Consider the following 24,489-nt stretch of genomic DNA (forward strand, 5'->3'; position numbering starts at 1 on the left):
CCAGGCAGACACGCCCGTTCCGCGCTTGCGCGGGTCAGGGTGAAAAACTTCAGGAGCGGCATCCGGTTCATGGGGCGCATTCTAGACCTGCCAATCTGGCGCGCAAGTGAATATTGCGCACATTAATAGAACAATGAGGCCGACGGATCTCGGGGTCGGATCCCTTTGCCAGGGGCAAAGGGCTCTGACCCCAGCTCAGCTCACTTGCACTCATGCAGCTTGCGCGCCTCAGCCACGGTCGCAGCCTGGTCGTCCCCCATCGAGATCCATCCCTTCAACGACATCGCCGGATCCACCTGCGCCTGGCGCGGGCCGCCATGGACCACCACCTCGGTCCAGCTGCCGACCGGCGCCAGCTCCGACAGTCGCGCCGCCTGGTCGTCTTCGGTACTGAACATGTCGTCCGGCTCCGCAGGCTTGGCCTTGTTCACGGTCTCGGTCTTGCGCGCCCGGATCCGCAGCGCGCCATCGGCCATGCGCTGGGTAGTGACGTCATGGCGCTCCACCCCGTAGGCCCAGCTGCTTTCACCTGCGCGACGGGTCTCGCTACCGTCGTCTGCCACCACCACCGAATCCCCCGCCGCTTCGGCCACGGTCGCAAGCGAACCCAGGCCGGACATCATTGCCTGATAGGCAATCATCTGCCGCTGTTCAGCGGCCAGCGCAACGTCACCTGCCTTGCCGGCAGGAATCTGCAGGTACACCGCCTCCCTGCACAGCATCAGCACCTGCTGGTCATCCCAGCTGATGAGCACTTCATCACTGGCGAAATAGCGGGTAGTCACCGGAACCACCGGAGCGCCCCCGCCGGCGGAATACCGGCTCTCGATCAGCGAGGCCTGCTCGCCCGCGCTCATCAGCGACACCGGCGAAGTCGATGCCGCATTGGCGGCGCCTGCGGAGGCGGCGATCACGGCCAGCAGCACGCCACGCGAAACATTACAGATCATTGCATCAGTCCATTGAGAAATTCAGATGCACCATGATAAGTCGAGCAAGGCACGATGCGCCCGTGCGGCCCTGATCAGCTCATTTCCCCGTAGGTGCAGCCTACCGTCACCCATCCCGGTGAATACGAAAGATCAACAATCATCCGTACATGTCGATCACCAGGGAGCGTTTTGTACAGATTGAGTCCTTTCCAGCCATACACTCTTTCCATGGCCTCGGCATCCCAGCGCGATGACATACCCCCGGTATGGTTCGCAATGGACCTCCCCCGCTCCATCTCTTCTCCAACGGGCACCGGAATTGCAAGAAGCATCTCCTGAACACCCGAAGCATGCACAAGCTTCGAGGATTCTCCCCACGCCATGACAGGAGCCCGAGCCTCCCAGAGCATCAGTGCCGCGCCATTACCTTTCTTGCTCTGACTGAAATCCGTCAGGTCGCCCGCTGCAATCCGATCAGTGAAGTTGTCCAATTCCTGGTGAGTCAGCTGGCACTGCAACAAGCGGGACAGGGTCGACGATACATCCTGCTGCGCTTGAGTCGGGAATGAGAGCCCCATTGCCACGCAGAGTACCGCCGCCCGCCGGAGCATCGCCCGTTGGGCGCAATGTAGCTGCCAAAGCAGCAAGCCACTAACGCCGGTCCATTTGCGTCAAAATTGAGAGGCGCAACTACGTGCGCCCTCCACCTTCGCAGGCAGTTCCGGACTACGTCACCACCACCAGCGGCACCCCACGCCTTGGATGCTCCAGCACCACCACATCCTGCTGGTAGACCCGCCGCAGGTTTTCTTCAGTCAGCACCTGCAACGGCGTGCCATCGGCTGCCACCCTGCCCTGCTCCAGCAGCACGATGCGGTCGGCATAGCCCGCGGCCAGATTGAGGTCGTGCAGCACCACGATCACGCACGCACCGGCTTCGGCACAGGCGCGCACACTGCGCAGCGTGCGTTCCTGGTGACGCAGATCCAGCGCTGCGGTCGGCTCATCCAGCAGCAGCAGCGGCGTGTCCTGCGTCAGCACGCGCGCGAACGTCGTCCGGGCGGACTCGCCACCGGACAGCTGCTGCACCTCGCGCAGGCGCAGCGCCTGCAGCTCGGCGGCATCGATTGCCGCTTCCACCTGGGCGTCGTCCACGGCTGGATCCGGCGGATGCGGCAGCCGCCCCATCGCCACCACTTCTTCCACACTGAAGGCGAAACGCACGCCGTGCTCCTGCGGCATCACCGCGCGCTCGCGCGCCAGTGGCCCGGCCTTGTAGCTGGTCAGCGGCCGGCCCCGCAGACTGACTTCGCCCGCGTCAGCGCGCAGGTCACCGGCGGCGACCGCCAACAACGTGGACTTGCCCGCGCCATTCGGGCCAACCAGTGCGGTGACCGTACCCGGTTCGAACGCCAGCGAGATGCCGTGCAGGATCTCGCGCTGCTGGCGGCGGACCACCACCTCGTGCAGCTTCAACAACACGCTCATGGTGCGGCCTTGCGGCGCTGCTGCAGCACCAGCCACAGGAAGAACGGTGCGCCCAGTGCGGCCGAAAACAGGCCCAGCGGAATCTCCGCCGGCGGATCCAATGTACGCGCGGCGGTGTCGGCCACCACGATCAGCAGCGCACCCAGCAGCCCGGACAACGGCAGCAACCAGCGATGACCAGGGCCGACCAACAGGCGCGCCACGTGCGGCACCACCAGGCCAACGAAACTGATCGAACCAGCAAACGCGACCGCCGCACCCACCAGCAGCGCACTGAACGCCACCAGGCGGCGACGCGTGCGGGTGACATCCAGCCCGAGGTGCTGTGCCTGGCGTTCGCCCAGCGCCAGCATGTCCAGCGGCGTAGCCAATCGCTGCAGTGCGAACACACCGATGGCGAACAACGGCACCACGGCCGCCACATCGGCCCAGTTGGCGCGCGCCAGCGAGCCCATCTGCCAGAACACCAGCGACTGCAGCTCGCTTTCGCTGGCGATATATGTGAGGAAACCGATCAACGCCGAGCAGAACGCGGCCATCGCGATACCGACCAGCAGCAGCGTGGCGTTGCCCGAGCCCTTGCCGGGCCGAGCCAATGCGTAGGTCAGGCCGATGGCCAGTGCGCCGCCAGCGAACGCGGCCACCGGCACCAGCCAACCGGCCGCGCCCGCAGCACCCAGCACGATGGCGGCAACTGCACCCAGTGCGGCGCCTTGGCTGACACCGACAATGCCGGGATCGGCCAGCGGATTGCCGAACAGACCCTGCAGACTGGCACCGGCCATCGCCAGCGACGCACCGACCATCGCGCCCAACAGGGCACGCGGAATACGCAGCTGCCAGACCACAGCGAGGTCGCGGCTGCTGACCGCGTGTGGATCGAGCAGACCCAGCTTCACCGCCAACGCCTGCATCACCTCCATCGGCGGCAGCCGCAGCGGGCCCACGGCGAACGAGGCCAGCACTGCCCCCAGCAGTGCCAGCAACGCCACCAGCAGCATCGTCCGCCCGCGACGGCGGCGCCGATCCGCCGGACTCATGCCTTCGGCAACGCCGCCAGGGCCTTGGCCAGCGCCAGCGCACCAGCACCGGAACCGACGCTGGTGTACTTCAGCTGCACATCCGGCATCACCCAGACCCGATTGGCCTGCCCGGCCGGCGTCTGCTTCAGCGTCGGGTACGCCTTCCACAGGCCTTCGGCACCGCCGAACAGCTGCAGGTCATGCTCGGTCACCAGGATCACTTCCGGTGCCGCCGCGACCACGCCCTCATTGCTCAGCTGCGAGTAGTTCTTCACTCCCGCTTCGGTACCGATGTTGATGCCGCCCGCCAGTGCGATCAGTTGCGCCGACGCACTGTCGGCACCCGCAACGGTGGGTGAGCCACCGGCGCCGGTAGCCGACACGTGGATCAGTCGTGGCGCATGGCCCAGGCCCTTGCCAATCGCTGCAGCCTCATCGAGCTGGCGCTGCACCTGCGTGGCAAGTGCCTGCCCTGCCTCGGCCAGCCCTAGTGCGGCGGCGACCTTGCGCACCTTGTCCGGCGCCGGCTGCAGGTCATCGATGACCACCGCCGGTTCACCCACCTCACGCAGCTTCTTCGCCAGTTCGGTGTGGCGGCGCAGGCTGTTGCCGAGGAACAGCGAGCCCTGCAGGCTCAGCACGCCCTCCACGCCCGTGGTGCGGTTGAACAGGAACTGGTGCGGGGCAGCCAGGCCGGCCTGGGTGGTGGTATTGGTCGGCGCGGCGAACACCTGCTTGTCCAGTCCCAGCGCCTCGATCACCGCGATCACGTCGTCACCACCGGCGATGATGCGGCTGGTATCGGCCACCTCGACGTCGGCGCCGTCATCGGAATGCACCTTGGCTGGCAGCACTGCCTTCTGGTCGCGCACGGCCGGCATGTCGGTGCCGGCCACGCGCTGCCAGCCTGCAGGCAACGCGGCTTCGCCAGCCGCGGTCGCGGCGGCAGGCTCAGCCAGCTTGCCAGTGTCCGAGGGCGTCGATGAACCGCCACAGGCAGCCAGTGCCAGCGAGACAGCCAATGGAAGCGCACACAGGCGCAGACGGGACGCGATGTTCATGCTTGTTCTCCTTGCTGGCGGGGCGATGCGCACGCCGCCCCGCCGTGTGACTTACTGCTTCGGGGTGATGCGGGTGATGCGGTCACCCTTCGGGTCTTCGGCGCCACGCGACTTGTTCACCGCGAACACGTTGCCCTTGCCATCGGCACGGACGTGGTTCGGCAGCGTGCCGCCGTCGAGGTTGGCGACCACCTTGCCGTCACCGTTCACCACGGTGACCGTGCCAGCGCCACGGTTGCTGACGTAGGCCAGGCCGGAGGCATCATCGAAGGCGACGTTCAGCGCGCCGGCGCCGACTGGCACATCGTGCAGCACCTTGCCGGCGGCCACATCGACGATCAGCAGGTTGTCGGTGCCCTGCGAGGCCACGTACAGGCGGTTGCGCGCTGCGTCGAAGGCCACGCCCGAGGCGCTGATCGAATTGCCCAGGTCGATGACCTTCTCGACCTTGCCGCTGGCCACGTCGATCACTGCCGCTTCCGGGGTGCCGATGCTGACGGTGAACAGCTTGCCGCCCTTCTCGTCCAGCACCAGGCTCATCGGGGTGAACTTGCCGTCGTCCACGCCGGACTCCAGCGTCACCGCCGGCAGTTCCTTGAGGGTCTTGGCGTCGAACACCGACAGGTGGTCCTCACCCGTGGCCGAGGCAAACACCTTGCCGTGGGTGCCATCAACCACCACGTCGCGCGCGTGCGGCACGGCATCGACCGGGAACTGATGGACCAGCGACAGGTCCTTCTGGCGGTAGACCGCGATGGAGTTCTGGCGGGTGTTGGTGACCCACACGTTGCCGTTGGTGTCATCCACGCCGACGCCGTAGACCGCGTACACCGCACCATTGGTGCTGCCCGGCACCTGCGCCGGGGTGATCGCCTTGGTCACCTTCAGCGACTTCGGGTCCAGCTTCAACAGCTGCGACTGGGTCACCGGCGGGCGGCCCACGGCCGAGGTCACGAACACCGCGTTGCTGGCGGCGCTGTAGGCGGACTGGTACAGGCCCGGCACCAGCTTGTTGGACTGGGTGGCGAACTGCGCCTGGCCGGACAGCGGCAGCTGCGGCGAGACGCGCAGCTTCAGCACGGTGGCTGCAGCCGGCTGGCTGGCGCGCACCACCACCGGGTGGGTGCCCGGCACCGCGTCGGCCGGAATGCTCAGCTGGGTCTTGAAGTTGCCATCGGCATCGACCACCAGCGGCTGCGTGTTGAGCACGCTGTCGCCACGCAGCAGGCTGACTTTCTGGCCCGGCACGAAACCGCGACCGACCACGTCGGCAATGCTGCCGGGAACCACGTTCTCACCGCGCGAGACGACCTCGCCCTTGAAGGTGGCGTTGGCCGGCTGATCGAACACCGGCTGTGCGGTGGCGGTCACGGCCAGCAACAGGCCAGCGGCGAGAGAGGTGAGACGGAAAGACGGACGGAACGACATGGAAGGCTCCTTGCACACGTAGGCCGCGCCACGTGACGCGGGATTCATCGGTTGCCTGGGCCGCTGCACATCGGCAGCCTCGCCTGGGTAGTGGGGTCGCACGCCTTGGCATGCGAAGGGATTCATTCGGCGGCGTTGTCACCGCTATTGGGCGCGCCGTCACCGGCACTGCGGTCGGTCACGCCGTACAGTTCATGAAGCGCGGCATGGAACGACGCAGGCAGCATCGGGCCGTGGCCGAGGCCATCGAACTCGCGGTACTGCACGCGCATGCCCGGCACCTTGGCCAACCGCTCGGACAGCTGCATCGCCGCATCCGGGGTGGCACCACCGATGCGGCGCAGGTGCGCGACCACGCGCGGATTGTTCATGTCGCGCTTGCCGCGATCACCGACACGCTCGGCACCGCCCAGCATCAGCCAGAGCGTTGCTGGCTGGCCATACACGTTCTGCACGAACTGCTGTTCCGGATCACCCAGCGCCGCGCCCTGGCTCCACCACAGCGACGGACTGGCCGCCAGATAGGACTGGAAGGCGGCGGGACGGGTGTACAGCGCATTGAGCACGAACAACCCACCCAGCGAGTGGCCCCAGAGTGCTTGCTGCTGCGTATCAATGCGTGCGCGGCGCTCGACTTCCGGCTTGATGCGGCGTTCGATCACATCCAGGAACGCGGCAGCACCGCCACCGACCGCCTGGGTCGTACCGCTCTCGTCGTCGGCGCGGTCAATCCACGCGGTGTAGTCGCGGGTGCGCGCCTTGGAATCGATGCGCAGGTCGTTGTCGTAGCCGATCAGCACCAGTACCGGTGGCGCCTTGCGTGCCGCCAGCTCGGCCAGCAACGGCTGATCCAGCACCATCGCCACCGCATTGCCATCCAGCGCGTACAACACCGGCAGCGGCGCCTTGCCGGCCTTGGCCGGGATCGCCACATTCACCCGCCAGCGGCGTTGCTGGTCAGGGCTGTCCACCACGAACTGCTCGAAGCGATAGCTCGCCGCCGGCTCGTCGAGCACGGTGTGGCCGATCTTCTGCAGCGGATTGCGCTGCTGGGCATGGGCGTACGGGGTGGCCAGGAGCAGACCCATCATCAAGGCGACCAGGCCGCGGGCCAGTGGACCACGGCGCGAAGGCGGGACGAAATGCTTCATCAGCGGCGGCAGAAGCGGCTCACGGCCGCCGGTTCACAAGGGACCGCAGTCTACCTTAAACGCGAATGATTATCACATCGATCGAACGTCACACTGTGTATCACGCGCGCATGAGGGCCTTCGGCACGGAACGAGGCAATGGGCAGGCTGGATTCGCGCGACGGCCATACGGCAAGCTAAGCGGTATCAACAAGAACAGGGACTGTCATAGCGTGTACGCCATTTGCCGCAGCCTTGCCCGAAAAGGGCTCGACACGATTCGCCCACACATCTTCCCCGTGAGCATCCCGACCACCGAGAGGCCCGCGTGCAACATCTGCGGTTTCCGCCTGCGAGCATCCCGCGAAGCCATCGCCGAAAGGGAAGCCCGCAGCTGTATTGGCTGCGGATCCACTCTGCGCTTCCGTGCCCTCATGGCAGCCCTGCAGTCGGAGATGGACCAAGCGCGGGAGATCCGCGTGCTTGAGCGGATCCCCAGGCGCGGACAGATCAAGGGAATCGGCATGACCGACGCCCATATCTACACTAATGCCCTGCGGCGCAAGTTCGATTACATCAATACCTACTTCCACAAGCGCCCCATGCTGGACATCCGTCACCCAGCCGCACACTACCTGGGAAAATATGACTTTGTTGTCAGCTCAGATGTGCTGGAACACGTGGATGGGCCCTGCGAGCGCACGCTCGGAAACCTGCGTGCATTGCTGAAGCCGGGTGGGCTGCTTGTACTCACCGTTCCCTATGGATTTCACGAGGTCACGATTGAGCACTTCCCTGAGCTCAATGACTACCGGATCGAGGGCGAAGGTGCGGATCGGGTTCTTGTCAACATCACCAGTGATGGCAGGGAGCAACGATTTTCTGACCTATCCTTCCATGGTGGTGACGGCTCAACTCTGGAACTGAGGATCTATTCGTATCCTCACCTGGTGCGATTGCTGGGGGAAGCCGGCTTTGTTGACGTCAAGCTGCACGATAGCCAGTACCCGCAATGGGGCATCATCCACGACAGCCTGCTGGGCTTGCCCATCACGGCACGCGCCGCATAGGCCGTCAGCCCCCTCCGGCATCCTCCCTCGCGCAACCGGCACCCCCATGGAAATGACGAAGCCGGCGAAACGCCGGCTTCAGTTCATTGCCCTGGTAGAGTCGAGCCATGCTCGACTCCCGCAGCCTCACGGCCCCGTGGGCACCGGACCGTAAACATTCTCCTGCGGCGTGCCCGGCAGCAGCGAGAAGATCATGATCACGATCCCACCGCCCGGCACCAGCGCCAGCAGGAACAGCCAGCCCGACTGGTTGCAGTCATGCAGGCGGCGCACGGTCACGGCAATCAGCGGCACGATCGTGGCCAGCCACATCACGCACAGCAGTACCACCATGCCGATCAGAATGCCGGCCAGCGCATCAGCATTGTTGCGCAGGAGGATCGCCAGCACACCGGCCAGCAGCATCACTGCCGTTGCCACCAGGAACAGGAACAGCTGGTACATCCAGTATTCGCGGCGGTTGGCGCGGCCCTCGAACTGGGCGTAACGCTTCAACGGCAGAATCATTTCCTGCACGGCATCAATCCTTGAAAAAGTAGCCGCGCAGTGTGCCAAATGCAGGCGCACAGGACAATGTGGCGACGAACCATGCTCGACTGCCATTGCCCCCTGTAGAGCCGAGCCATGCTCGGCTGCTGTTCCAGAAGGCACCCGCAGTCCGTCAAAGAGCGAAGTCGAGCATGGCTCGACGCTACATTAGCCGGCTCAGCGGCCCTTCACGGCCCGCGCCGCCTCACGCTCGGCGCGCAGCCGGTCCAGCTTTTCCTTCAGCTTGATTTCCAGGCCGCGCGGCACCGGGTTGTAATACACGCGCTCGCCCATCGCATCCGGGAAGCCGGTCTGGTCCAGTGCGATACCGCCTTCGGCATCATGGTCATACTGGTACTCGGCACCGTAGCCCAACTCCTTCATCAGCTTGGTCGGCGCATTACGCAGGTGCAGAGGTACTTCTTCGGTACCGCTCTCGCGCACATCGGCCTTGGCCTGGTTGAAGGCCGCATAGCCTGCATTCGACTTGGCGGTGCTGGCCAGGTACAGCACCAGCTGAGCAAAGGCGAGCTCGCCTTCCGGACTACCCAGCCGCTCGTAGATGTCCCAGGCTTCCAGCGCCATGCTCTGCGCGCGCGGATCGGCCAGACCGATGTCCTCGATGGCCATGCGGGTCAGCCGGCGGGCCAGGTAGGACGGATCGCAGCCGCCATCGAGCATCCGGGTCAGCCAGTACAGCGCGGCATCCGGGTTGGAACTGCGAACCGACTTGTGCAGCGCTGAGATCTGGTCGTAGAACTGCTCGCCGCCCTTGTCGAAGCGACGGGTGCGATCGGCCAGCACCTGGGTCAGGGTCTGCGGGGTGATGCGACCACCCTCCCCGCCCGCCAGCTCGGCAGCGATTTCCAACAGGGTCAGCGCACGACGCACGTCACCATCGGCGGCGGTGGCGATTTCCAGCAGTAGTTCGGGAGCGACCTCGATGCCCTCCTCGCCCAGGCCGCGCTCGCGATCACCCAGCGCACGTTCCAGCGCCTCGACGATGTCGGTGGGCGAGACGCCCTCCAGCACATGCACGCGGCAGCGCGACAGCAGTGCGGAATTCAGTTCGAAGGATGGGTTCTCGGTCGTGGCACCGACGAACAGGATGGTGCCGCGCTCGATGTGAGGCAGGAACGCATCCTGCTGCGCCTTGTTGAAGCGATGCACCTCATCGACGAACAACACGGTGCGCCGGCCTTCGGCGAACCGTTGCGCCGCCTCGGCCAGCACCTGGCGCACTTCCGGCAGGCCGGACAGCACGGCGGAGATCGCACGGAACTCGGCGTCGGAATATTCGGCCAACAGCAGCGCCAGCGTGGTCTTGCCGCAGCCCGGCGGCCCCCACAGGATCATCGAGTGCACGCGACCGGACTCGACCGCGCGACGCAGCGCGCTGTCCGGCGCCAGCAGGCGCTTCTGCCCGACCATTTCGTCGAGGGTGCGTGGGCGCATGCGCTCGGCCAGCGGGCGCAGATGTTCCCGATCGACGCTCAGCAGATCGGGGCCGGGGAAGGAAGTTGAACGATGTCTTGCCACACGCTCATTGTACCGCGAGAGCGTGCCAACCAAGGTTGGCACCCACCAGCGCCAGGCCACAGGAACCGGTAGTGCCGGCCGCTGGCCGGCAGATCAAAAGCGTGTCAACCAAGGTTGACACCCACCAAGGCGTTTCCGCCCAGAGATCAGTTACCGATGACGTCGGTGCCCTTCGGCGGGGTAAAGCTGAAGGTGCCCGCCGCGAAGCCCGGGTTGCGCTTCCAGCCACTGAAGGTGATCACGGTACGCTGGCCGACGGCATCGGTGATCTCCATCTTGGCCAGGCCCTGGGCATTGAAGCCCAGCGCGGCGTACTGGAAGCTGGCTTCGGTCTCGCGCTTCGGCGACAGCGACAGCCACTGCAGGCCGTCGCGCTGCGCGGCCTCTTCGCTGACGTCGTACTGCTGCTCCAGCAGCGCCGGGTTGATCAGCGCGGTGAGCGGGCTGTTCTGCTCTTCCTTGCCCTGCTCGCGCACGGTGGCCTGTTCCAGGTCCGGCTCGTACATCCAGACCTTCCTGCCGTCGGCCACGATCAGCTGTTCGTGCGGGCGTACATACTCCCAACGGAACAGCCGCGGCGCCGACAGCGCCACGCGGCCGCTGGTCGATTCCTTGACCTTGCCGCGGCTGTCGAACACCTGCTGGCTGAACTGGCCATCCAGGCCCTTCAGGCCACTGGTGAAGGTCTTCAGGTCATCGCGGGCGCCTGCCCAGGCGCTGCCGGCGGCGGCGCAGGCCACGGCCAGGGTGGTGGTGGCAAGGAAACGGCGGAAGCGGAAGTTCATGCGGGAATCCTGTGGGCGCGGGCGCCAGGAAAGGTGGTTGCCAGTGTGCCCGGACAAAGATGAATGGGCGATCAGGGCGACATTATGCCGCCCCGAACGTCCATCGGCGATTCAGCCACCCGAGCCGGGCAGCTTGCCGTACAGCACCTGCCCACGGAAGCCACGACGCACTTCGCGGTACAGCGCGCGGAACGCCGGATAGTCCTGCGGCTGGCACAGCGCCTCTGGTCCACGCACCGCGTTCTGCTGCAGGCGGTGATGCACGATCACGTCCTGGCCCTCGCGGCTCCAGTCCACGCGATACTCGCCGGCGGCGTTGGTGAAACGCTGGCTGGCCGGGATGGCGATGATCGGCGCATTGGCCGGGAACTGCAGGCGATAGGTTTCCTCGCGCAGGCTGGCATTGCAGTAGAACGGCGTCTCGTTGGCCGGCGCCGAGGCGGTGGCGTACAGGCCGCGCACCGATTCACCACCCGGCGGGTCCGGCACGGCCATGCCTCCGGCCACGCTGAAGTCGGCGTAGTCCTCGGCCTGGAACGCCATGCGGTAGCCAAACGGCCGGGTCAGGTCCACCGGCACGCCCTGGATCTGCAGCTGCCCTCGCCCATCGAAACCGGACGCAGCCATGATCTGCTCTTCAGCGCGCGCACGGTTCTGCGCGTTGAGCTGGGAGAACTGGGCGCGCATGCCGATCTCGGCGTTCTCGCCCAGCCTCGGAATCGTCTCGCCGCGCAGGTTGCCGTTGGCGTCGAAGGTGAAACGCACCTCCATCGAGGTGGCGTTACGCTCCGGCGTGTTGGCCGGGGTGCGTGCCAGCGTGGCGTCGCGGGTACGCATCACCGGCGCACCCAGGTCACCTTCCGGCAACTGACCGAAGCGCGCCCAAGCGGTGGTCGAGTCCAGGTACAGATCGAATTCGGGAATGTAGGTGATGGCGTGGTTGAAGCGGCCCAGCACCGGAATCTTCGGCAGCGTCGGCCCGCCACCGGCACCGATCAGCACCGGCGAACTGGCGATACCCTTGGCCGCCAGCAGCGCCTCCAGGATCGTCACGTGGTCCTTGCAGTCGCCATAGTGGTTGTCGAGGATGCTCTGCGCACTGTTCGGCTCCAGGCCGCCATTGCCCAGGTACACGGCCACGTAGCGGATGTTCTGCGCCACCCAGCGGTACAACGCGTCGGCCTGCTCGCGGCGGTCGCTGATGCCAGCGGTGATCTCATCGGCCAGCGCCTGCAGCTCCGGCGTGACCTGTGCCGCCGGGCCGGCCTTGAGCTGGTAGGCACGGCCCATCTGCGACCAGTCACGATAGGTGCTGGCCATGATGTTCGGGCCGAACTCCCAGCCCGCCGCCGACCAGTTCTGTGCTGGCATGGCTTCGCGACGCTGGTAGCGCCAGCGCCACTGTGCCTGTCCGTTCTTCACCGTGGGGCGATCACTGCCCTGCACGCCGCGGCTGTCGACGAACATCGGCAGGTTGGCCGGCGCACTCAGGGTGACCTCGGCGTCCTCGTACTCGGTGAAGACGTTGAAGGTCTCCCACAGGCCGAAGTAGCCGGGGAAGTACGGCGTGGCTTGGATGCGGCGTACCTGGTAGAACAGGCGCGTGCCCGGGGCCAGGTTCGGGAACACGATCACCCGCACCTTGCGGTCGGCATACATCGCCGCCGAGGCGCTGGAATAGCTCTCCTGGGTGTAGATGCGGTCGGCCGGCACGTCGCGGCGCTGGCCGTCGGCGGTGATGGTGTAGGCGCCGAGTACTTCCAGCGTCTCCATCTTCTCGCTGTAGCTCAGCCGCACCTGGCTGAACTGCTCGACCGAGGCCTTGGTCTTGAGCAGGACTTCGTAGGTTTCGGTCTGCACATTGCCCGCATCCGGCCGCACCTGGTAGTCGGCGCGGTAACGGACAATGCTGAAATTATTGCTGGCTTCGGTATCGCCGCTGGTGGAAGGCGGCGCCGTGGCGGGCGCGGAGGTGGCGGTGTCTGCCAGTGCCGGGCCGGCAGCCAGGAAGGCTGCCAGCGCCAGTGCCAGCGCGCTTGGTACGGGGTGAAGCATGCGTCGGTTCCTTGGACGTCGTGGGGGATACGTCGGGTCTTACTTCGGCGGCGGCGGTGCCAGCACCGTGCGGTCGCCGTTGTGCTCGGGCGGACTGACCACGCCGGCCGCTTCCATGGCCTCGATCAATCGCGCTGCACGGTTGTAGCCGATCTTCAGCCGGCGCTGCACGCCGGAAATCGAGGCACGGCGGGTCTCGGTGACCACCCGCAGCGCTTCGTCATACAACGGGTCGGACTCATCGCCGGCAGAGCTGTTCTCGGGCAGGCCGGTGGCGCCGACGACCACGCCGTCGCCCATCGTCTGCACTTCGTCCAGCACGCCATCGACATAGTCGGCCGGGCCCATCGCCTTGAGGTGTTCAACCACGCGATGCACTTCCTCGTCGGAGACGAAGGCGCCGTGTACGCGCTCGGGCATGGCCGTGCCCGGCGGCAGGTACAGCATGTCGCCGTGGCCCAGCAGGGTTTCTGCGCCGGACTGGTCGAGGATGGTGCGCGAGTCGATCTTGGAACTGACCTGGAAGGCGATGCGGGTCGGGATGTTGGCCTTGATCAGGCCGGTGATCACGTCCACCGACGGGCGCTGCGTGGCCAGGATCAGGTGGATGCCCGCCGCACGCGCCTTCTGTGCCAGGCGCGCGATCAGCTCTTCCACCTTCTTGCCGACGATCATCATCATGTCGGCGAATTCGTCGATGAAGATGACGATGAACGGCAGCGTCTCCAGCGGACGCGGCGCCTCACCCAGTTCCGGGTTCGGCTTGAACAGCGGGTCCATCAGCGGCTGGCCGGCGTCCTGGGCTTCCTTCACCTTCTTGTTGAAGCCGGCCAGGTTGCGCACGCCCACCGCGCTCATCAGCTTGTAGCGGCGCTCCATCTCGGCCACGCACCAGCGCAGGCCGTTGGCGGCCTCCTTCATGTCGGTGACCACCGGCGCCAGCAGGTGCGGGATGCCCTGGTAGACGCTCAGTTCGAGCATCTTCGGGTCGATCATCAGCATCCGCAGGTCTTTCGGCGAGGCCTTGAACAGCAGGCTCAGCACCATCGCGTTGACCGCCACCGACTTGCCCGAACCGGTGGTACCGGCCACCAGCAGGTGCGGCATGCGCGCCAGGTCGGCCACGGTCGAGCGGCCAGCGATGTCCTTGCCCAGCGCCAGGGTCAGCACGCTGGCCGACTTGTCGTATTCCTTCGAACGCAGCAGCTCGGAGAGGTAGATCATCTCGCGGGTGACGTTGGGAATTTCCAGGCCGATCACCGATTTGCCCGGAATGACGTCGACCACGCGCACCGACTTCACCGACAGGCCGCGCGCGATGTCCTTGTCCAGCGAACTGATCTGGCTGACCTTGATGCCCGGCGCCGGCTCGATCTCGAAGCGGGTGATGACCGGACCAGGGTTGGCTCCGACCACCTGGGCGTCGATGCGGAAATCCTTCAGCTTGAACTCGATCTGCCGCGACAGCGCGTCCAGGGTTTCCTTGTCGTAGCCCACCGGCTGCGGCTTGGGGTCGTCCAGCAGCGCGAGCGGCGGCAGGTCCGAGCCATCCCCGTTGACGCCACGGAACATCGGGATCTGCGTGTCGCGCTTGGCCCGGTCACTCTTCTCGATCACCGGTTCCGGGCGCGGCTCGATCTTCACCGGCTCGCGCTTGGCGCGCACCTCGGCATCGGCCTTGCGTACCTCCTGGCGTTCCTCGCGCATCACCCGGGTCTGCTGCCACTCGGTGACTTCTTCCTTCTTGCGCGCCAGCAACGGCGCCAGCGACATCACGCCGCGGCCGATCTTCTCCATCACCGTGAACCAGGACAGCCCGGTGGCCAGGGTGATCGAGGCCAGCAGCAGCACCAGCACGAACAGGTTCGCCCCCAGCGCGCCGAAGCCCACAGTGAGCGAATTGCCGACCAGCTTGCCGAGGATGCCGCCAGCACTGGAGACATCGCCACTGAACAGGCGCACATGCAGGAAGCCGGTGCCGGCGATCAGGAAGCCGACCAGGCCGACCAGGCGCAGCGCCGGGTCCAGATCGTTCTCGCCCTTGCTCTCGCGCTTGAGGCCGAACATGGCGATCCACGCCAGCGCGCCCAGCACCACCGGCAGCAGGAAGGCGATGTAGCCGAACAGCTGCAGCAGCACGTCGGCGATCCAGGCGCCGGCGCGACCGCCGAGGTTGTGCACCGGCGCGACCACGCTGCCGGTGTGCGACCAGCCCGGGTCGGTCGCTGAATAGGTGAACAGACTGGCCGCCAGATACAGCAGCGCCGGCGCGATGGCGATCAGGCCAAGGTCGCGCCAGAGGCGTTGGCGGCGTGGATTGTCGGTCGTCGCCGCCGCGGCCGTGCGACGTGACGCCTTGCTGTCGTCGGACTTGGAGCGTTCGGGGACCTGCTTCGCCACCTTAGACCATACCTTTGGAATGCGCTGTTAGTGATTGATAATAAATGAGACGGCGTCAGTTTTCAGTTATGCGACATCTGACAGGGCAATCCGAGGGCCGAAACCACTACTGGATGACGGCGTTCCGTTCATCGGCTTGAATCGCCCTGCCCCAGCCGCCACTCTATGACCAGCCAAGGATGCTGCGCAAACATCGCCAGCGCCTTGTCCCATCTACCTTTTCGCGAGTTTACATGAGCACCAGCCTGCCCTCCCGCCACCAGCGCCTCGTCATCCTCGGTTCCGGCCCGGCCGGTTGGACCGCCGCCGTCTACGCCGCCCGCGCCAACCTGAAGCCGGTCGTCATCACCGGCCTGCAGCAGGGCGGCCAGCTGATGACCACCACCGAGGTGGACAACTGGCCGGGTGACGCCCACGGCCTGATGGGCCCGGACCTGATGGCGCGCATGCAGGCCCATGCCGAGCGCTTCGAGACCGAGGTCATTTTCGACCACATCCACACCGCCGACGTGTCGCAGCGCCCGTTCAAGCTGATCGGCGACAGCCACGAGTACACCTGCGATGCGCTGATCATCGCCACCGGCGCCACCGCCAAGTACCTGGGCATCCCGACCGAAGACGAGTTCAAGGGCCGCGGTGTGTCCGCCTGCGCCACCTGTGACGGCTTCTTCTACCGCGACCAGGACGTGGTCGTGGTCGGTGGCGGCAACACCGCCGTGGAAGAGGCCCTGTACCTGTCCAACATCGCCCGCAAGGTCTACCTGGTCCACCGCCGCGACACCCTGAAGGCGGAAAAGATCATGCAGGACAAGCTGTTCAAGAAGGTCGCCGAAGGCAAGATCGAGACCGTCTGGCACCATCAGGTTGAAGAAGTGCTGGGCAATGATGCCGGCGTGACCGGCGTGCGCGTGAAGTCCACGCTGGACGGCAGCACCCGCGACATCGACGCCCACGGCTTCTTCGTGGCCATCGGCCACCACCCGAACACCACCCTGTTCGACGGCCAGCTGGCGATGAACAACGGCTACCTGGAAATCCGCTCGGGCCTGGGCGGCAACGCCACCCAGACCTCGGTGGAAGGCGTGTTCGCCGCCGGCGACGTGGCCGACCAGCACTACCGCCAGGCGATCACCTCGGCCGGTTTCGGCTGCATGGCCGCACTGGACGCCGAGCGCTACCTGGACGCACAGGGCAAGGCCAGCTGAGAGGCGAACCCGCTGCTGTAGCGTCGAGCCAGGTTCGACTCAGGCAAAAGGCCGACGCCAGTGCGTCGGCCTTTCTGTTTCATCTGCCCTATCCTTTCCTCATGCCCTCCCCCCGTTTCCTCGACTCCCTGCAGTCCGTTTCCGCCACCGACTGGGATGCCCTGCACGACGGCCGCAACCCTTTCGTCAGCCACGCCTTCCTCTCGGGCCTGGAACAACATGGCTGCCTGCGCGAGGACTGGGGCTGGCAGTCGCAGCATTTCACTCTGTGGGAGGGGGACACTCTGGTCGGCGCCATTCCGGGCTACCTGAAGACCAACTCGCACGGCGAGTTCGTGTTCGACCACGCCTGGGCCAACGCCTATGCCCGCCACGGCCGCGACTACTACCCGAAGTGGCTGGGTGCCGTGCCGTACTCGCCGGTCACTGGCCCGCGGTTGCTGGCCCGTCACGATTCAGAGCGCGCCGCATTGCTGTCGGCATTGCGCGACGCACTGCCGCCACTGGGGGTGTCGTCGGCCCACATCAACTTCCACACCGCAGGTGACGAGGCGTTGTTCGGCGATGACTGGCTGCTGCGCGAGGATGTGCAGTTCCAGTGGCAGAACCCGGGCGACTGGGCCACGTTCGAGCAGTTCCTCGGCGCGATGGACCACAAGCATCGCAAGAACATCCGCCAGGAACGGGCCAAGGTCACCCGCCAGGGCATCACCTTCCGCGTGGTGCACGGCGATGAAGCCAGCCGTGCCGACCTGCAGGCGATGTATCGCTTCTACCTGCAGACGTTCCTCGAGTACGGCAACGCCCCGGCGCTGACCGAGGCCTTCCTGCGCCATCTGGCCATTTCATTGGGCCGCCAGCTGGTGCTGTTCCTGGCCGAACAGGACGGCGAGCCGATTGCCGGCGCGCTGTGCTTGCGCGGTGGCGACACCCTGTACGGCCGTTACTGGGGCGGCGCCACCCTGCCCGGCCTGCACTTCGAGGCCTGCTACTACCAAGGCATCGAGTATTGCCTGCGCGAAGGGCTGACCCGCTTCGAGCCGGGCGCACAGGGCGAGCACAAGCTGGCACGCGGTTTCCTGCCGACGCAGGTGCACAGCCGGCACTGGGTGGCCGATCCGGACTTCGCGGAAGCGCTGCAGGAGTGGTGCCGGCAGGAGCGACAGAGTGTGCGGCGCTACCAGCAGGAGCTGCAGGGGCATGGGCCGTTCCGCGTAGAACCGTAGAGGCGCGCTTGCTCGATTGGCGCGGTGCCGAAAAGCGTGCCAACCAAGGTTGGCACCTACCAAGGCAATAGCGAGGGCGCTGTGCTCAGGTGCACTGCCAGAAGTGCCCGCTCACCCGGCACTTTGCACACCAGAACGTATAGAGCATGCCGCCGCTGCCCCACAGCAGCGTGCCCTCACCCGTGGTCGGCAGTGTCGAATCCAGCTGCATCACGAACGGCATCTCTTCGCCGCAATCGATGCACGCCGGGTACCAGGCACTCTGCACCCAGCTCGGCGCGCCGCCCACGCGCGACAGGTTCTGCCGATGATTGGACTGGCCCCAGTCCTGTTGCTGCCAGCGCGCGCTTTCGAGCGCCACCAGGCCCACCTCGGCCTGCATCAGGTCGCCACTGTCGGTGGGTGTGTTCGGTACCTCACGGTGCTGGCTGGGGTGGCAGCTGGGCAGGCCGGCCGCATCATGGCGATAGAAACGCACGGGCGGGTCTTCCCAGCCGCAGCAGTCCAGACACAGCCCCAGCGTGATCTCGCCCGACGCGCCCGGCTGCAGCGCGGCAGCATCGGTCCGCAGCAGGCGCTGCAGCGGCGCATGGCAGCTGCCACACAGCGCTTCCAGTGGTCCTCCCATGTGCCCGGCGTGATGCACCTGCCCACCATTCCAGGTCGGGTGCAGCCGCCAGATGCGCCTGCGCCAGCTCGGCTCGTCCGCCTGCTGCGCGCGATGCTGTTCGCGGCCAAAGCGGAAGTGCAATGGCCGCTCGCCATGCAGGCGACGCGGCTGCGGACCTTCGGCGACGCCGGCCCAGTGCGCCCAGACCTCGGCATCCAACCGCCCCCAGTCGACCAGGTAGCCGCGAGCAATGGCGTAGGTCTCGGACTGGGCGGCGAGCAGCAGCGCCCTGGCCCGCGCCATTTCGCGATCGTCATCGGCTTCGGCCAGGATCTGCGCCCAATGCGCGGCCGTCGCGCTGGGCAGGCCCTGCCAGACCTGCGCGGCCAACTGCACCTCATCCTCACTGGCGACCGCCAGCAATGCCTCCCAATCGCCCTGCAGCACCTGCGGCGCCTGATAGCTGGCGAACTCCATCACGCTCGTCAACACGTCACCGCGCTCGCCCGCGCGATAGCGGCGCCACGCATCGGCCGCGACCGCGGGCACCGCGTCATCCGGCAGCAGGTCCAGTGCCATGTCGAGGAAGGCCGAGCCCGGCGAAGGCCGCGCCAGCGCCTGCAGCATCAACTCTCCCAGCTGACGCGGCTGTTCAGTGGCCAGTGACAGCAGCATGCCTTGGCTGTCGTTGCGCGTGCGCGGGGCGTCATGCAGGTCGAGGATGGCGCTGATCGAGTCACTCATTCGGAGGCTCCTTGCCGGTGAACAGTGATGGTGCCAGACATCACGAATCACCACGACGAATACAATGGCCCCATGACCCGCCAGCTGCCCTGGCGCCTGGCGGATGCGCCGGACGCCCCCTTCCCTCCGGCCGAGACCGCACTGCGCCAGCCCGATGGCCTGCTGGCGGTGGGCGGCGACCTGCATCCGGTGCGTCTGCTCAATGCCTACGCCGGCGGAATCTTTCCGTGGTTCAGCGAGGGCGAGCCAATCCTGTGGTGGTCGCCGGACCCGCGCATGGTGTTCCGCACCGATGGCGTGCACCTGTCCAGCCGCTTCCGCCGCCAGTTGCGCAGCAGCACGTGGGAGGTCACCGCCGACACCGCCTTCAGCCAGGTGATGCGCGCCTGCGCCGCCGCACCACGCCCTGGCCAGGACGGTACGTGGATCAGCCCGGCGATGGTCGAGGCCTACAGCCAACTGCACGACCTTGGCTTCGCCCATTCCTTCGAAGTCTGGGATCGGCAGACACTGGTCGGCGGCATCTACGGCGTCGCGATCGGCGCCATGTTCTTCGGCGAGAGCATGTTCAGTGGCGCCAGTGGCGGCTCCAAGATCGCCCTGGCCGCGTTGGCAGCCACCCTGTGTGGCTGGGGCTGGGAACTGATCGATGCCCAGGTGGAGAATCCGCACCTGCTGCGGATGGGCGCCGAGCACCTGCCGCGCGCGGACTTTCTGGAACACGTCCGCCAGGCCGTCCACCGTGACGGCCGTGAAGGCCCCTGGACCCAGGCGGTAGGACGCTTGCCAGCACAGCGTTTGGCCGGGGGTTAACACAAACTTTGCAAGCCGGGCCCATCACGCGTAAAATACCGCGCCTTAGGCCCAGCGTGGCCGTTTTCTGAACCGCACAGGACTACATGTCGAAAGACGATTCCATCGAGTTCGAGGGCACCGTCAGCGAGACGCTGCCGAACACCACTTTCCGCGTTCGTCTGGAAAATGGGCACGAAATCATCGCCCACATCTCCGGCCGCATGCGCAAGAACTACATCCGCATCCTCACCGGTGACCGGGTCAAAGTTGAAATGACCCCGTACGACCTGACCAAGGGTCGTATCACCTACCGCATGAAGTAAGCGGTCGGCGCATTGCGCCACTCCGACAGGGCCGGCCTCGCTGCTGGCCCTTTGTCGTGCGCGGAAGAAAGCGACCGGCACCGGGACCGCTCGATTTTCGTCCCTGTCCGAAATACCGCATCGCGCCGCGACTCTAGACTCAATGCGTTCTTCACAGAAGGCGTTGCGCGCATGACCTACCTGATCGTCCTGGACCCCCAGTCCGTCACCAGCCGCTGCTACGCCAGCAAGGGCCCGGACGGCACCTGGTTCGGCCAGCCCTGCCTGGTCTGCACCAGCATGGACGCCTCGCACCCGCTGTACCTGGCCGTGCAGCGCGAGATTCCGCATATGGGCAGCACCCTCAAGCAGCGCCTGCACATTCCGCACGAGGCGGTCGCCTTTGTCATCGAAGACGGCGGCGACCAGGGGCGCCAGCAGGGATTCCGTTCGATCGCGGCCTGAGGCGCCAAAGGTCATCGTGACCGATCTCACCGTGGCGTCGGTCAGCCCTGCTTGCGGCAGATTCGCATTTGCAGCGGCGGCGGCATCTTGGGATCCGATCCAGTCCGGATCGCTGCCCCCTGCCCCGCCATGAACCTGTCTTCCCTGCTCATCCCCCTGGCTTTGTCTGCCGTCACCCTGCTGGCGTCGTCCGCCCATGCCGCCGACACCGCGCCGGCACAGTGCGTATCACTGACCGGCGAACAGCAGATCGTTCGCGCCGGCGCCGACAAGAACATCCTGCTTCGCTCCGGCGAAGACCACTATGTTGTGCATTTCCGCAACAGCTGCCCTTCTGCCGTACTGGCCACCCGCCTCGGCTTCAAGACCGACGGCAAAGAAGCTGACGAGCTCTGCAGCGAGGGCCGAAGCGCACTGGACACAGGTCGCGGCAGCTGCGAGGTTGCACGCATCGAGCCGATCGATGCCGAGCGATTCAAGCGTGAGGCGCGCCGCCGCAGCCGCTGAGCCCAGACAGGACAAGGGCGGCCGAAGCCGCCCTTGTCGCGATATACGTCAACGCGTCGCGGCAACCAGCGACAACACTCTCGGTTGCGCGCGCTGCCGTGCCAACCAGAGATCGTAGCTGGATTGCAGCCCCATCCAGAAAACCGCAGTACTCACCCCCGCCATCTCAAGGCGGATGGCCAGGTCAGGACTGATGCCCGCCTTGCCGTTCAGAACCCGCGAAAGGGCTACCCGCGACATTGCCAGGCGCTCGGCTGCTTCGGTCACAGACAGATCCATTGGATCAAAGACCATTGCCTTGATCGCCTGCCCGGGATGCGGATGGTGATGAATCATGCGCGGCCTCAGTGATAGTCCAGGTAATCCAGCAGCTCCACGTCGCTGCCGGCGAAACGGAAGGTAATCCGCCAGTTTCCATTGACCCATACAGACCAATGCCCTTTCAGGCCGCCCCGGAGCTTATGCAAACGCAATCCAGGCATGGCCAGATCCTCAGGACCCGAAGCAACATCCAGGATCGACAGGATCAACAACACCTTGCTGGCGTGACTGTGGCGGATTCCACTACTACTGCCGGAACGGTAGAGCCGCTCGAGGCCCCTGTGGCGAAAACCGATGATCATCACTGTATCCTGTATCGTTTCGCGATACAAACAGGACAACACCCCATCGCGACCAGAAGACAGCATTGGCACCTCCGTTCCGTTCAAGCAAGGCCGCGGACGACAGCCCCACTGGAAACAACAAGGGCGGCCGAAGCCGCCCTTGTCATTTCCAGTCTTTCACGCCAAGCCTATGGCATCAGCTCACTCCACCGTGACCGGCAGCAGCCGCTCCGGCTCAGCCTGGGTCTCGACCACCAGCTCGTCATCGCGGACATCGATGCTGACCTTGCCACCGTTGACCAGCTTGCCGAACAACAGCTCGTCGGCCAGCGGACGCTTGATCTTGTCCTGGATCACGCGGGCCATCGGGCGGGCACCCATCAGCGGGTCGAAACCATGGTGGGCCAGCCAGTCGCGCGCGGTCGGGGTGGCCGACAGGCTGACGTGCTTGTCCTGCAGCAGCATCTCCAGCTCGATCAGGAACTTGTCGACCACGCGCAGGATGTGCTCGAAGCCCAGCGCCTGGAACTGCACCACCGCGTCGAGGCGGTTGCGGAATTCCGGGGTGAAGCTGCGGCGGATGGTCTCCATCGCGTCGGTGGCATGGTCCTGCTTGGTGAAGCCGATCGAACGCCGCGAGGCCTGCGCCGCACCGGCATTGGTGGTCATCACCAGCACGACGTTCTTGAAGTTGGCCTCGCGACCGTTGGTATCGGTCAGCACGCCGCGGTCCATCACCTGCAACAGGATGTTGAAGATGTCCGGGTGCGCCTTCTCGATCTCATCCAGCAGCAGCACGCAGTGCGGCGTCTTGACGATCTTCTCGGTCAACAGGCCACCCTGGTCAAAGCCGACGTAGCCCGGAGGCGCACCGATCAGGCGGCTGATCGAATGCGGCTCCATGTACTCGGACATGTCGAAGCGGACCAGTTCGATGCCCAGCTGCAGCGCCAGCTGCTTGGTCACCTCGGTCTTGCCGACACCGGTCGGACCGGCGAACAGGAAGTTGCCGATCGGCTTTTCCGGGTTGCCCAGGCCCGAACGGGCCAGCTTGATCGCCGAGGACAGCGTCTCGATGGCCGGGTCCTGGCCGAAGATCACCATCTTCAGGTTGCGCTCCAGGTGCTGCAGCACATCCTTGTCGGTGGCGCTGACCTGCTTGGTCGGGATACGCGCCATCTTGGCGACGATCGCCTCCACTTCCTCGACGTCGATCAGTTCCTTGCGCTGGCCTTCCGGCAGCAGGCGCTGGCGGGCGCCTGCCTCGTCGATCACGTCGATGGCCTTGTCCGGCAGCAGGCGGTCGCCGATGTGCTTCACCGACAGGTCCACCGCCGCCTGCAGAGCCTCGTCGGAATAGGTCACACCGTGGTGCAGCTCGTACTTGGACTTCAGGCCCTGCAGGATCTCGTAGGTCTCGCCGACGGTCGGCTCGACGATGTCGATCTTCTGGAAGCGGCGGGCCAGCGCCCGGTCCTTCTCGAAGATGCCACGGTACTCCTGGAAGGTGGTCGAGCCGATGCAGCGCAGCTCTCCGGACGCCAGCGCCGGCTTGATCAGGTTGGAGGCATCCATGGTGCCGCCCGACGCCGAGCCAGCACCGATGATGGTGTGGATCTCATCGATGAACAGCACCGCATTGGGCACCTTCTTCAGCGCGGTCAGCACGCTCTTCAGGCGCTTCTCGAAGTCGCCGCGGTACTTGGTGCCGGCCACCAGCGCGCCCAGGTCGAGCGAATAGATCACCGCATCGGCCAGAACGTCGGGCACCGAGCCCTCGACGATGCGGCGGGCCAGGCCCTCGGCGATGGCGGTCTTGCCTACGCCCGCCTCACCCACGTACAGCGGGTTGTTCTTGCGGCGGCGGCACAGGACCTGGATGGTGCGCTCGATCTCGTCGGCACGGCCGACCAGCGGGTCGATGCGACCGGCCCGGGCCTGTTCGTTGAGGTTGCTGGCGAACTCGGTCAGGGCATCACCCTTCGGCTCGCCCTCCCCGCCTTCGATGCGGCCTTCGCCCTCGGAGGAGGACGACGGCTGCTCGCCTTCCTCGCCCAGCTTGGCGATGCCGTGGGACAGGTAATTGACCACATCCAGCCGGGTGACATCCTGCTGGTTGAGGTAGTAGACGGCGTGCGAGTCCTTCTCGCCGAAGATGGCGACCAGCACATTGGCGCCGGTGACCTCCTTCTTGCCCGAGGACTGCACGTGGTAAACGGCCCGCTGCAACACGCGCTGGAAGCCCAGGGTCGGCTGGGTATCGCGGCCGTCATCTTCGGCCAGGCGGGACACGGAGGCCTCGATGGCCTGCTCCAGCTCCTGGCGCAGGCGTTCGGCGTCGGCGCCACAGGCCTTCAGTACGGCCTGGGCGGACGGGTTGTCGAGCAGTGCCAACAGCAGGTGTTCGACCGTCATGAACTCATGCCGGGCCTCACGGGCGCGCTTGTAGCACTGGCCGATGGTGTGTTCGAGGTCTTTGCTGAACATGGATTACTCCGGCGGCAGATGGGGACAATATGCGGCCTGACTACGCGATTTCCATCACCCTAGCGGATTGCTGCGTTCAGATGGCGTTATCAGTGCGAATCGCTT

Annotated in this window: 23 protein-coding genes; 7 read left to right on the plus strand and 16 right to left on the minus strand. The window is 65.8% G+C overall.

All coding sequences use genetic code 11. From position 1 onward, the window contains the following. Positions 1-200 precede the first annotated feature (200 nt). The 7 genes from V3B64_RS02105 to V3B64_RS02135 all read right to left on the minus strand — a co-directional run bounded on the left by V3B64_RS02105 (position 201) and on the right by V3B64_RS02135 (position 7,082). Entirely contained in the window at positions 201-950 is a 750-nt protein-coding gene (locus V3B64_RS02105; RefSeq protein WP_329913536.1) for a hypothetical protein, read from the minus strand. Between the two features lie 74 nt (positions 951-1,024). Further along, positions 1,025-1,510, minus strand: coding sequence for a hypothetical protein (locus V3B64_RS02110; protein ID WP_329913566.1), 486 nt, complete (start codon positions 1,508-1,510; stop codon positions 1,025-1,027). A 148-nt stretch (positions 1,511-1,658) separates the two neighbouring features. Continuing rightward, positions 1,659-2,420, minus strand: a complete 762-nt coding sequence (locus V3B64_RS02115) for a heme ABC transporter ATP-binding protein (RefSeq protein WP_329913537.1) — start codon at positions 2,418-2,420, stop codon at positions 1,659-1,661. After that, the gene (locus V3B64_RS02120) at positions 2,417-3,460 is read right to left on the minus strand and encodes an iron ABC transporter permease (RefSeq protein ID WP_329913538.1); all 1,044 of its coding nucleotides are present in this window, start codon (positions 3,458-3,460) and stop codon (positions 2,417-2,419) included. The genes V3B64_RS02115 and V3B64_RS02120 overlap by 4 nt, the downstream gene beginning before the upstream one ends. Next, positions 3,457-4,503 carry an ABC transporter substrate-binding protein gene (locus V3B64_RS02125; RefSeq protein WP_329913539.1) on the minus strand — a complete coding sequence of 349 codons (1,047 nt, stop codon included), beginning with the start codon at positions 4,501-4,503 and terminating at the stop codon, positions 3,457-3,459. Before V3B64_RS02125 ends, V3B64_RS02120 begins: the two co-directional genes overlap by 4 nt. A gap of 51 nt (positions 4,504-4,554) precedes the next feature. After that, a complete protein-coding gene (locus V3B64_RS02130; protein WP_329913540.1) occupies positions 4,555-5,931 on the minus strand; it encodes a YncE family protein in 1,377 nt (458 codons plus the stop codon). 122 nt (positions 5,932-6,053) lie between these two features. After that, the gene (locus V3B64_RS02135; protein WP_329913541.1) at positions 6,054-7,082 is read right to left on the minus strand and encodes an alpha/beta hydrolase-fold protein; all 1,029 of its coding nucleotides are present in this window, start codon (positions 7,080-7,082) and stop codon (positions 6,054-6,056) included. Between the two features lie 278 nt (positions 7,083-7,360). On the opposite strand from V3B64_RS02135, the gene V3B64_RS02140 reads away from it, so the two are divergent. Next, entirely contained in the window at positions 7,361-8,131 is a 771-nt protein-coding gene (locus tag V3B64_RS02140; RefSeq protein WP_329913542.1) for a methyltransferase domain-containing protein, read from the plus strand. 126 nt (positions 8,132-8,257) lie between these two features. Here V3B64_RS02140 and V3B64_RS02145 read toward each other — a convergent pair whose 3' ends face one another. From V3B64_RS02145 to V3B64_RS02165, 5 genes are all read right to left on the minus strand, one after another. Further along, on the minus strand, positions 8,258-8,647 hold the full coding sequence (locus V3B64_RS02145; protein ID WP_121503228.1) for a DUF805 domain-containing protein: 390 nt from the start codon (positions 8,645-8,647) through the stop codon (positions 8,258-8,260). 189 nt (positions 8,648-8,836) lie between these two features. Next, the gene (locus V3B64_RS02150) at positions 8,837-10,114 is read right to left on the minus strand and encodes a replication-associated recombination protein A (protein ID WP_329913543.1); all 1,278 of its coding nucleotides are present in this window, start codon (positions 10,112-10,114) and stop codon (positions 8,837-8,839) included. 230 nt (positions 10,115-10,344) lie between these two features. Further along, positions 10,345-10,983 (minus strand): outer membrane lipoprotein chaperone LolA, encoded by a 639-nt coding sequence (gene lolA / locus V3B64_RS02155; protein ID WP_049452651.1) that lies wholly within the window; start codon positions 10,981-10,983, stop codon positions 10,345-10,347. A gap of 111 nt (positions 10,984-11,094) precedes the next feature. After that, positions 11,095-13,038, minus strand: a complete 1,944-nt coding sequence (locus tag V3B64_RS02160; RefSeq protein WP_121503226.1) for a DUF3857 domain-containing protein — start codon at positions 13,036-13,038, stop codon at positions 11,095-11,097. Positions 13,039-13,077: 39 nt separating this feature from the next. After that, entirely contained in the window at positions 13,078-15,438 is a 2,361-nt protein-coding gene (locus V3B64_RS02165) for a DNA translocase FtsK (RefSeq protein WP_032127351.1), read from the minus strand. Between the two features lie 233 nt (positions 15,439-15,671). On the opposite strand from V3B64_RS02165, the gene trxB reads away from it, so the two are divergent. Together trxB and V3B64_RS02175 are read left to right on the plus strand one after the other, a co-directional pair. Then, positions 15,672-16,643 (plus strand): thioredoxin-disulfide reductase, encoded by a 972-nt coding sequence (gene trxB, locus V3B64_RS02170; protein ID WP_014037154.1) that lies wholly within the window; start codon positions 15,672-15,674, stop codon positions 16,641-16,643. Between the two features lie 101 nt (positions 16,644-16,744). Then, on the plus strand, positions 16,745-17,869 hold the full coding sequence (locus V3B64_RS02175; protein ID WP_329913544.1) for a GNAT family N-acetyltransferase: 1,125 nt from the start codon (positions 16,745-16,747) through the stop codon (positions 17,867-17,869). An 85-nt stretch (positions 17,870-17,954) separates the two neighbouring features. Here the strand turns inward: V3B64_RS02175 and V3B64_RS02180 are convergent, their stop codons facing one another. Next, positions 17,955-19,223, minus strand: a complete 1,269-nt coding sequence (locus tag V3B64_RS02180; protein ID WP_329913545.1) for a hypothetical protein — start codon at positions 19,221-19,223, stop codon at positions 17,955-17,957. A gap of 72 nt (positions 19,224-19,295) precedes the next feature. Between V3B64_RS02180 and aat the strand changes: the two genes are divergently transcribed. The 4 genes from aat (at position 19,296) to V3B64_RS02200 (ending at position 21,292) form a co-directional block, all read left to right on the plus strand. Further along, entirely contained in the window at positions 19,296-20,036 is a 741-nt protein-coding gene (aat, locus tag V3B64_RS02185; RefSeq protein WP_329913546.1) for a leucyl/phenylalanyl-tRNA--protein transferase, read from the plus strand. A gap of 86 nt (positions 20,037-20,122) precedes the next feature. After that, a complete protein-coding gene (infA, locus tag V3B64_RS02190; RefSeq protein WP_005409596.1) occupies positions 20,123-20,341 on the plus strand; it encodes a translation initiation factor IF-1 in 219 nt (72 codons plus the stop codon). Between the two features lie 171 nt (positions 20,342-20,512). Continuing rightward, positions 20,513-20,785 (plus strand): hypothetical protein, encoded by a 273-nt coding sequence (locus V3B64_RS02195; protein ID WP_049399363.1) that lies wholly within the window; start codon positions 20,513-20,515, stop codon positions 20,783-20,785. Between the two features lie 129 nt (positions 20,786-20,914). Beyond that, on the plus strand, positions 20,915-21,292 hold the full coding sequence (locus V3B64_RS02200; RefSeq protein ID WP_032127355.1) for a hypothetical protein: 378 nt from the start codon (positions 20,915-20,917) through the stop codon (positions 21,290-21,292). Positions 21,293-21,340: 48 nt separating this feature from the next. Here V3B64_RS02200 and V3B64_RS02205 read toward each other — a convergent pair whose 3' ends face one another. The 3 genes from V3B64_RS02205 to clpA form a co-directional block, all read right to left on the minus strand. Beyond that, positions 21,341-21,628: a HigA family addiction module antitoxin gene (locus V3B64_RS02205; RefSeq protein ID WP_032127356.1), complete on the minus strand. Its 288-nt coding sequence runs from the start codon at positions 21,626-21,628 to the stop codon at positions 21,341-21,343. A gap of 8 nt (positions 21,629-21,636) precedes the next feature. Then, complete coding sequence (locus tag V3B64_RS02210) at positions 21,637-21,915, minus strand: type II toxin-antitoxin system RelE/ParE family toxin (RefSeq protein ID WP_125895706.1); 279 nt, start codon at positions 21,913-21,915, stop codon at positions 21,637-21,639. A 183-nt stretch (positions 21,916-22,098) separates the two neighbouring features. After that, the gene (clpA, locus tag V3B64_RS02215) at positions 22,099-24,384 is read right to left on the minus strand and encodes an ATP-dependent Clp protease ATP-binding subunit ClpA (protein WP_049421950.1); all 2,286 of its coding nucleotides are present in this window, start codon (positions 24,382-24,384) and stop codon (positions 22,099-22,101) included. Positions 24,385-24,489 lie beyond the last annotated feature (105 nt).

Origin of the sequence: Stenotrophomonas sp. SMYL86, from assembly GCF_036320025.1 — a bacterium.
Classification (GTDB): Bacteria; Pseudomonadota; Gammaproteobacteria; order Xanthomonadales; family Xanthomonadaceae; genus Stenotrophomonas; species Stenotrophomonas maltophilia_A.

Coding starts and splice junctions, on each gene's coding strand:
- V3B64_RS02135 (WP_329913541.1), bottom strand. CDS start 7,082: ATGAAGCATTTCGTCCCGCCTTCGCGCCGTGGTCCACTGGCCCGCGGC.
- V3B64_RS02160 (WP_121503226.1), bottom strand. CDS start 13,038: ATGCTTCACCCCGTACCAAGCGCGCTGGCACTGGCGCTGGCAGCCTTC.
- V3B64_RS02205 (WP_032127356.1), bottom strand. CDS start 21,628: ATGATTCATCACCATCCGCATCCCGGGCAGGCGATCAAGGCAATGGTC.
- clpA (WP_049421950.1), bottom strand. CDS start 24,384: ATGTTCAGCAAAGACCTCGAACACACCATCGGCCAGTGCTACAAGCGC.
- trxB (WP_014037154.1), top strand. CDS start 15,672: ATGAGCACCAGCCTGCCCTCCCGCCACCAGCGCCTCGTCATCCTCGGT.
- V3B64_RS02195 (WP_049399363.1), top strand. CDS start 20,513: ATGACCTACCTGATCGTCCTGGACCCCCAGTCCGTCACCAGCCGCTGC.
- V3B64_RS02210 (WP_125895706.1), bottom strand. CDS start 21,915: ATGATCATCGGTTTTCGCCACAGGGGCCTCGAGCGGCTCTACCGTTCC.
- aat (WP_329913546.1), top strand. CDS start 19,296: ATGACCCGCCAGCTGCCCTGGCGCCTGGCGGATGCGCCGGACGCCCCC.
- V3B64_RS02115 (WP_329913537.1), bottom strand. CDS start 2,420: ATGAGCGTGTTGTTGAAGCTGCACGAGGTGGTGGTCCGCCGCCAGCAG.
- V3B64_RS02130 (WP_329913540.1), bottom strand. CDS start 5,931: ATGTCGTTCCGTCCGTCTTTCCGTCTCACCTCTCTCGCCGCTGGCCTG.
- V3B64_RS02110 (WP_329913566.1), bottom strand. CDS start 1,510: ATGGGGCTCTCATTCCCGACTCAAGCGCAGCAGGATGTATCGTCGACC.
- V3B64_RS02200 (WP_032127355.1), top strand. CDS start 20,915: ATGAACCTGTCTTCCCTGCTCATCCCCCTGGCTTTGTCTGCCGTCACC.
- V3B64_RS02180 (WP_329913545.1), bottom strand. CDS start 19,223: ATGAGTGACTCGATCAGCGCCATCCTCGACCTGCATGACGCCCCGCGC.
- V3B64_RS02105 (WP_329913536.1), bottom strand. CDS start 950: ATGATCTGTAATGTTTCGCGTGGCGTGCTGCTGGCCGTGATCGCCGCC.
- lolA (WP_049452651.1), bottom strand. CDS start 10,983: ATGAACTTCCGCTTCCGCCGTTTCCTTGCCACCACCACCCTGGCCGTG.
- V3B64_RS02125 (WP_329913539.1), bottom strand. CDS start 4,503: ATGAACATCGCGTCCCGTCTGCGCCTGTGTGCGCTTCCATTGGCTGTC.
- V3B64_RS02120 (WP_329913538.1), bottom strand. CDS start 3,460: ATGAGTCCGGCGGATCGGCGCCGCCGTCGCGGGCGGACGATGCTGCTG.
- V3B64_RS02175 (WP_329913544.1), top strand. CDS start 16,745: ATGCCCTCCCCCCGTTTCCTCGACTCCCTGCAGTCCGTTTCCGCCACC.
- V3B64_RS02150 (WP_329913543.1), bottom strand. CDS start 10,114: ATGCGCCCACGCACCCTCGACGAAATGGTCGGGCAGAAGCGCCTGCTG.
- infA (WP_005409596.1), top strand. CDS start 20,123: ATGTCGAAAGACGATTCCATCGAGTTCGAGGGCACCGTCAGCGAGACG.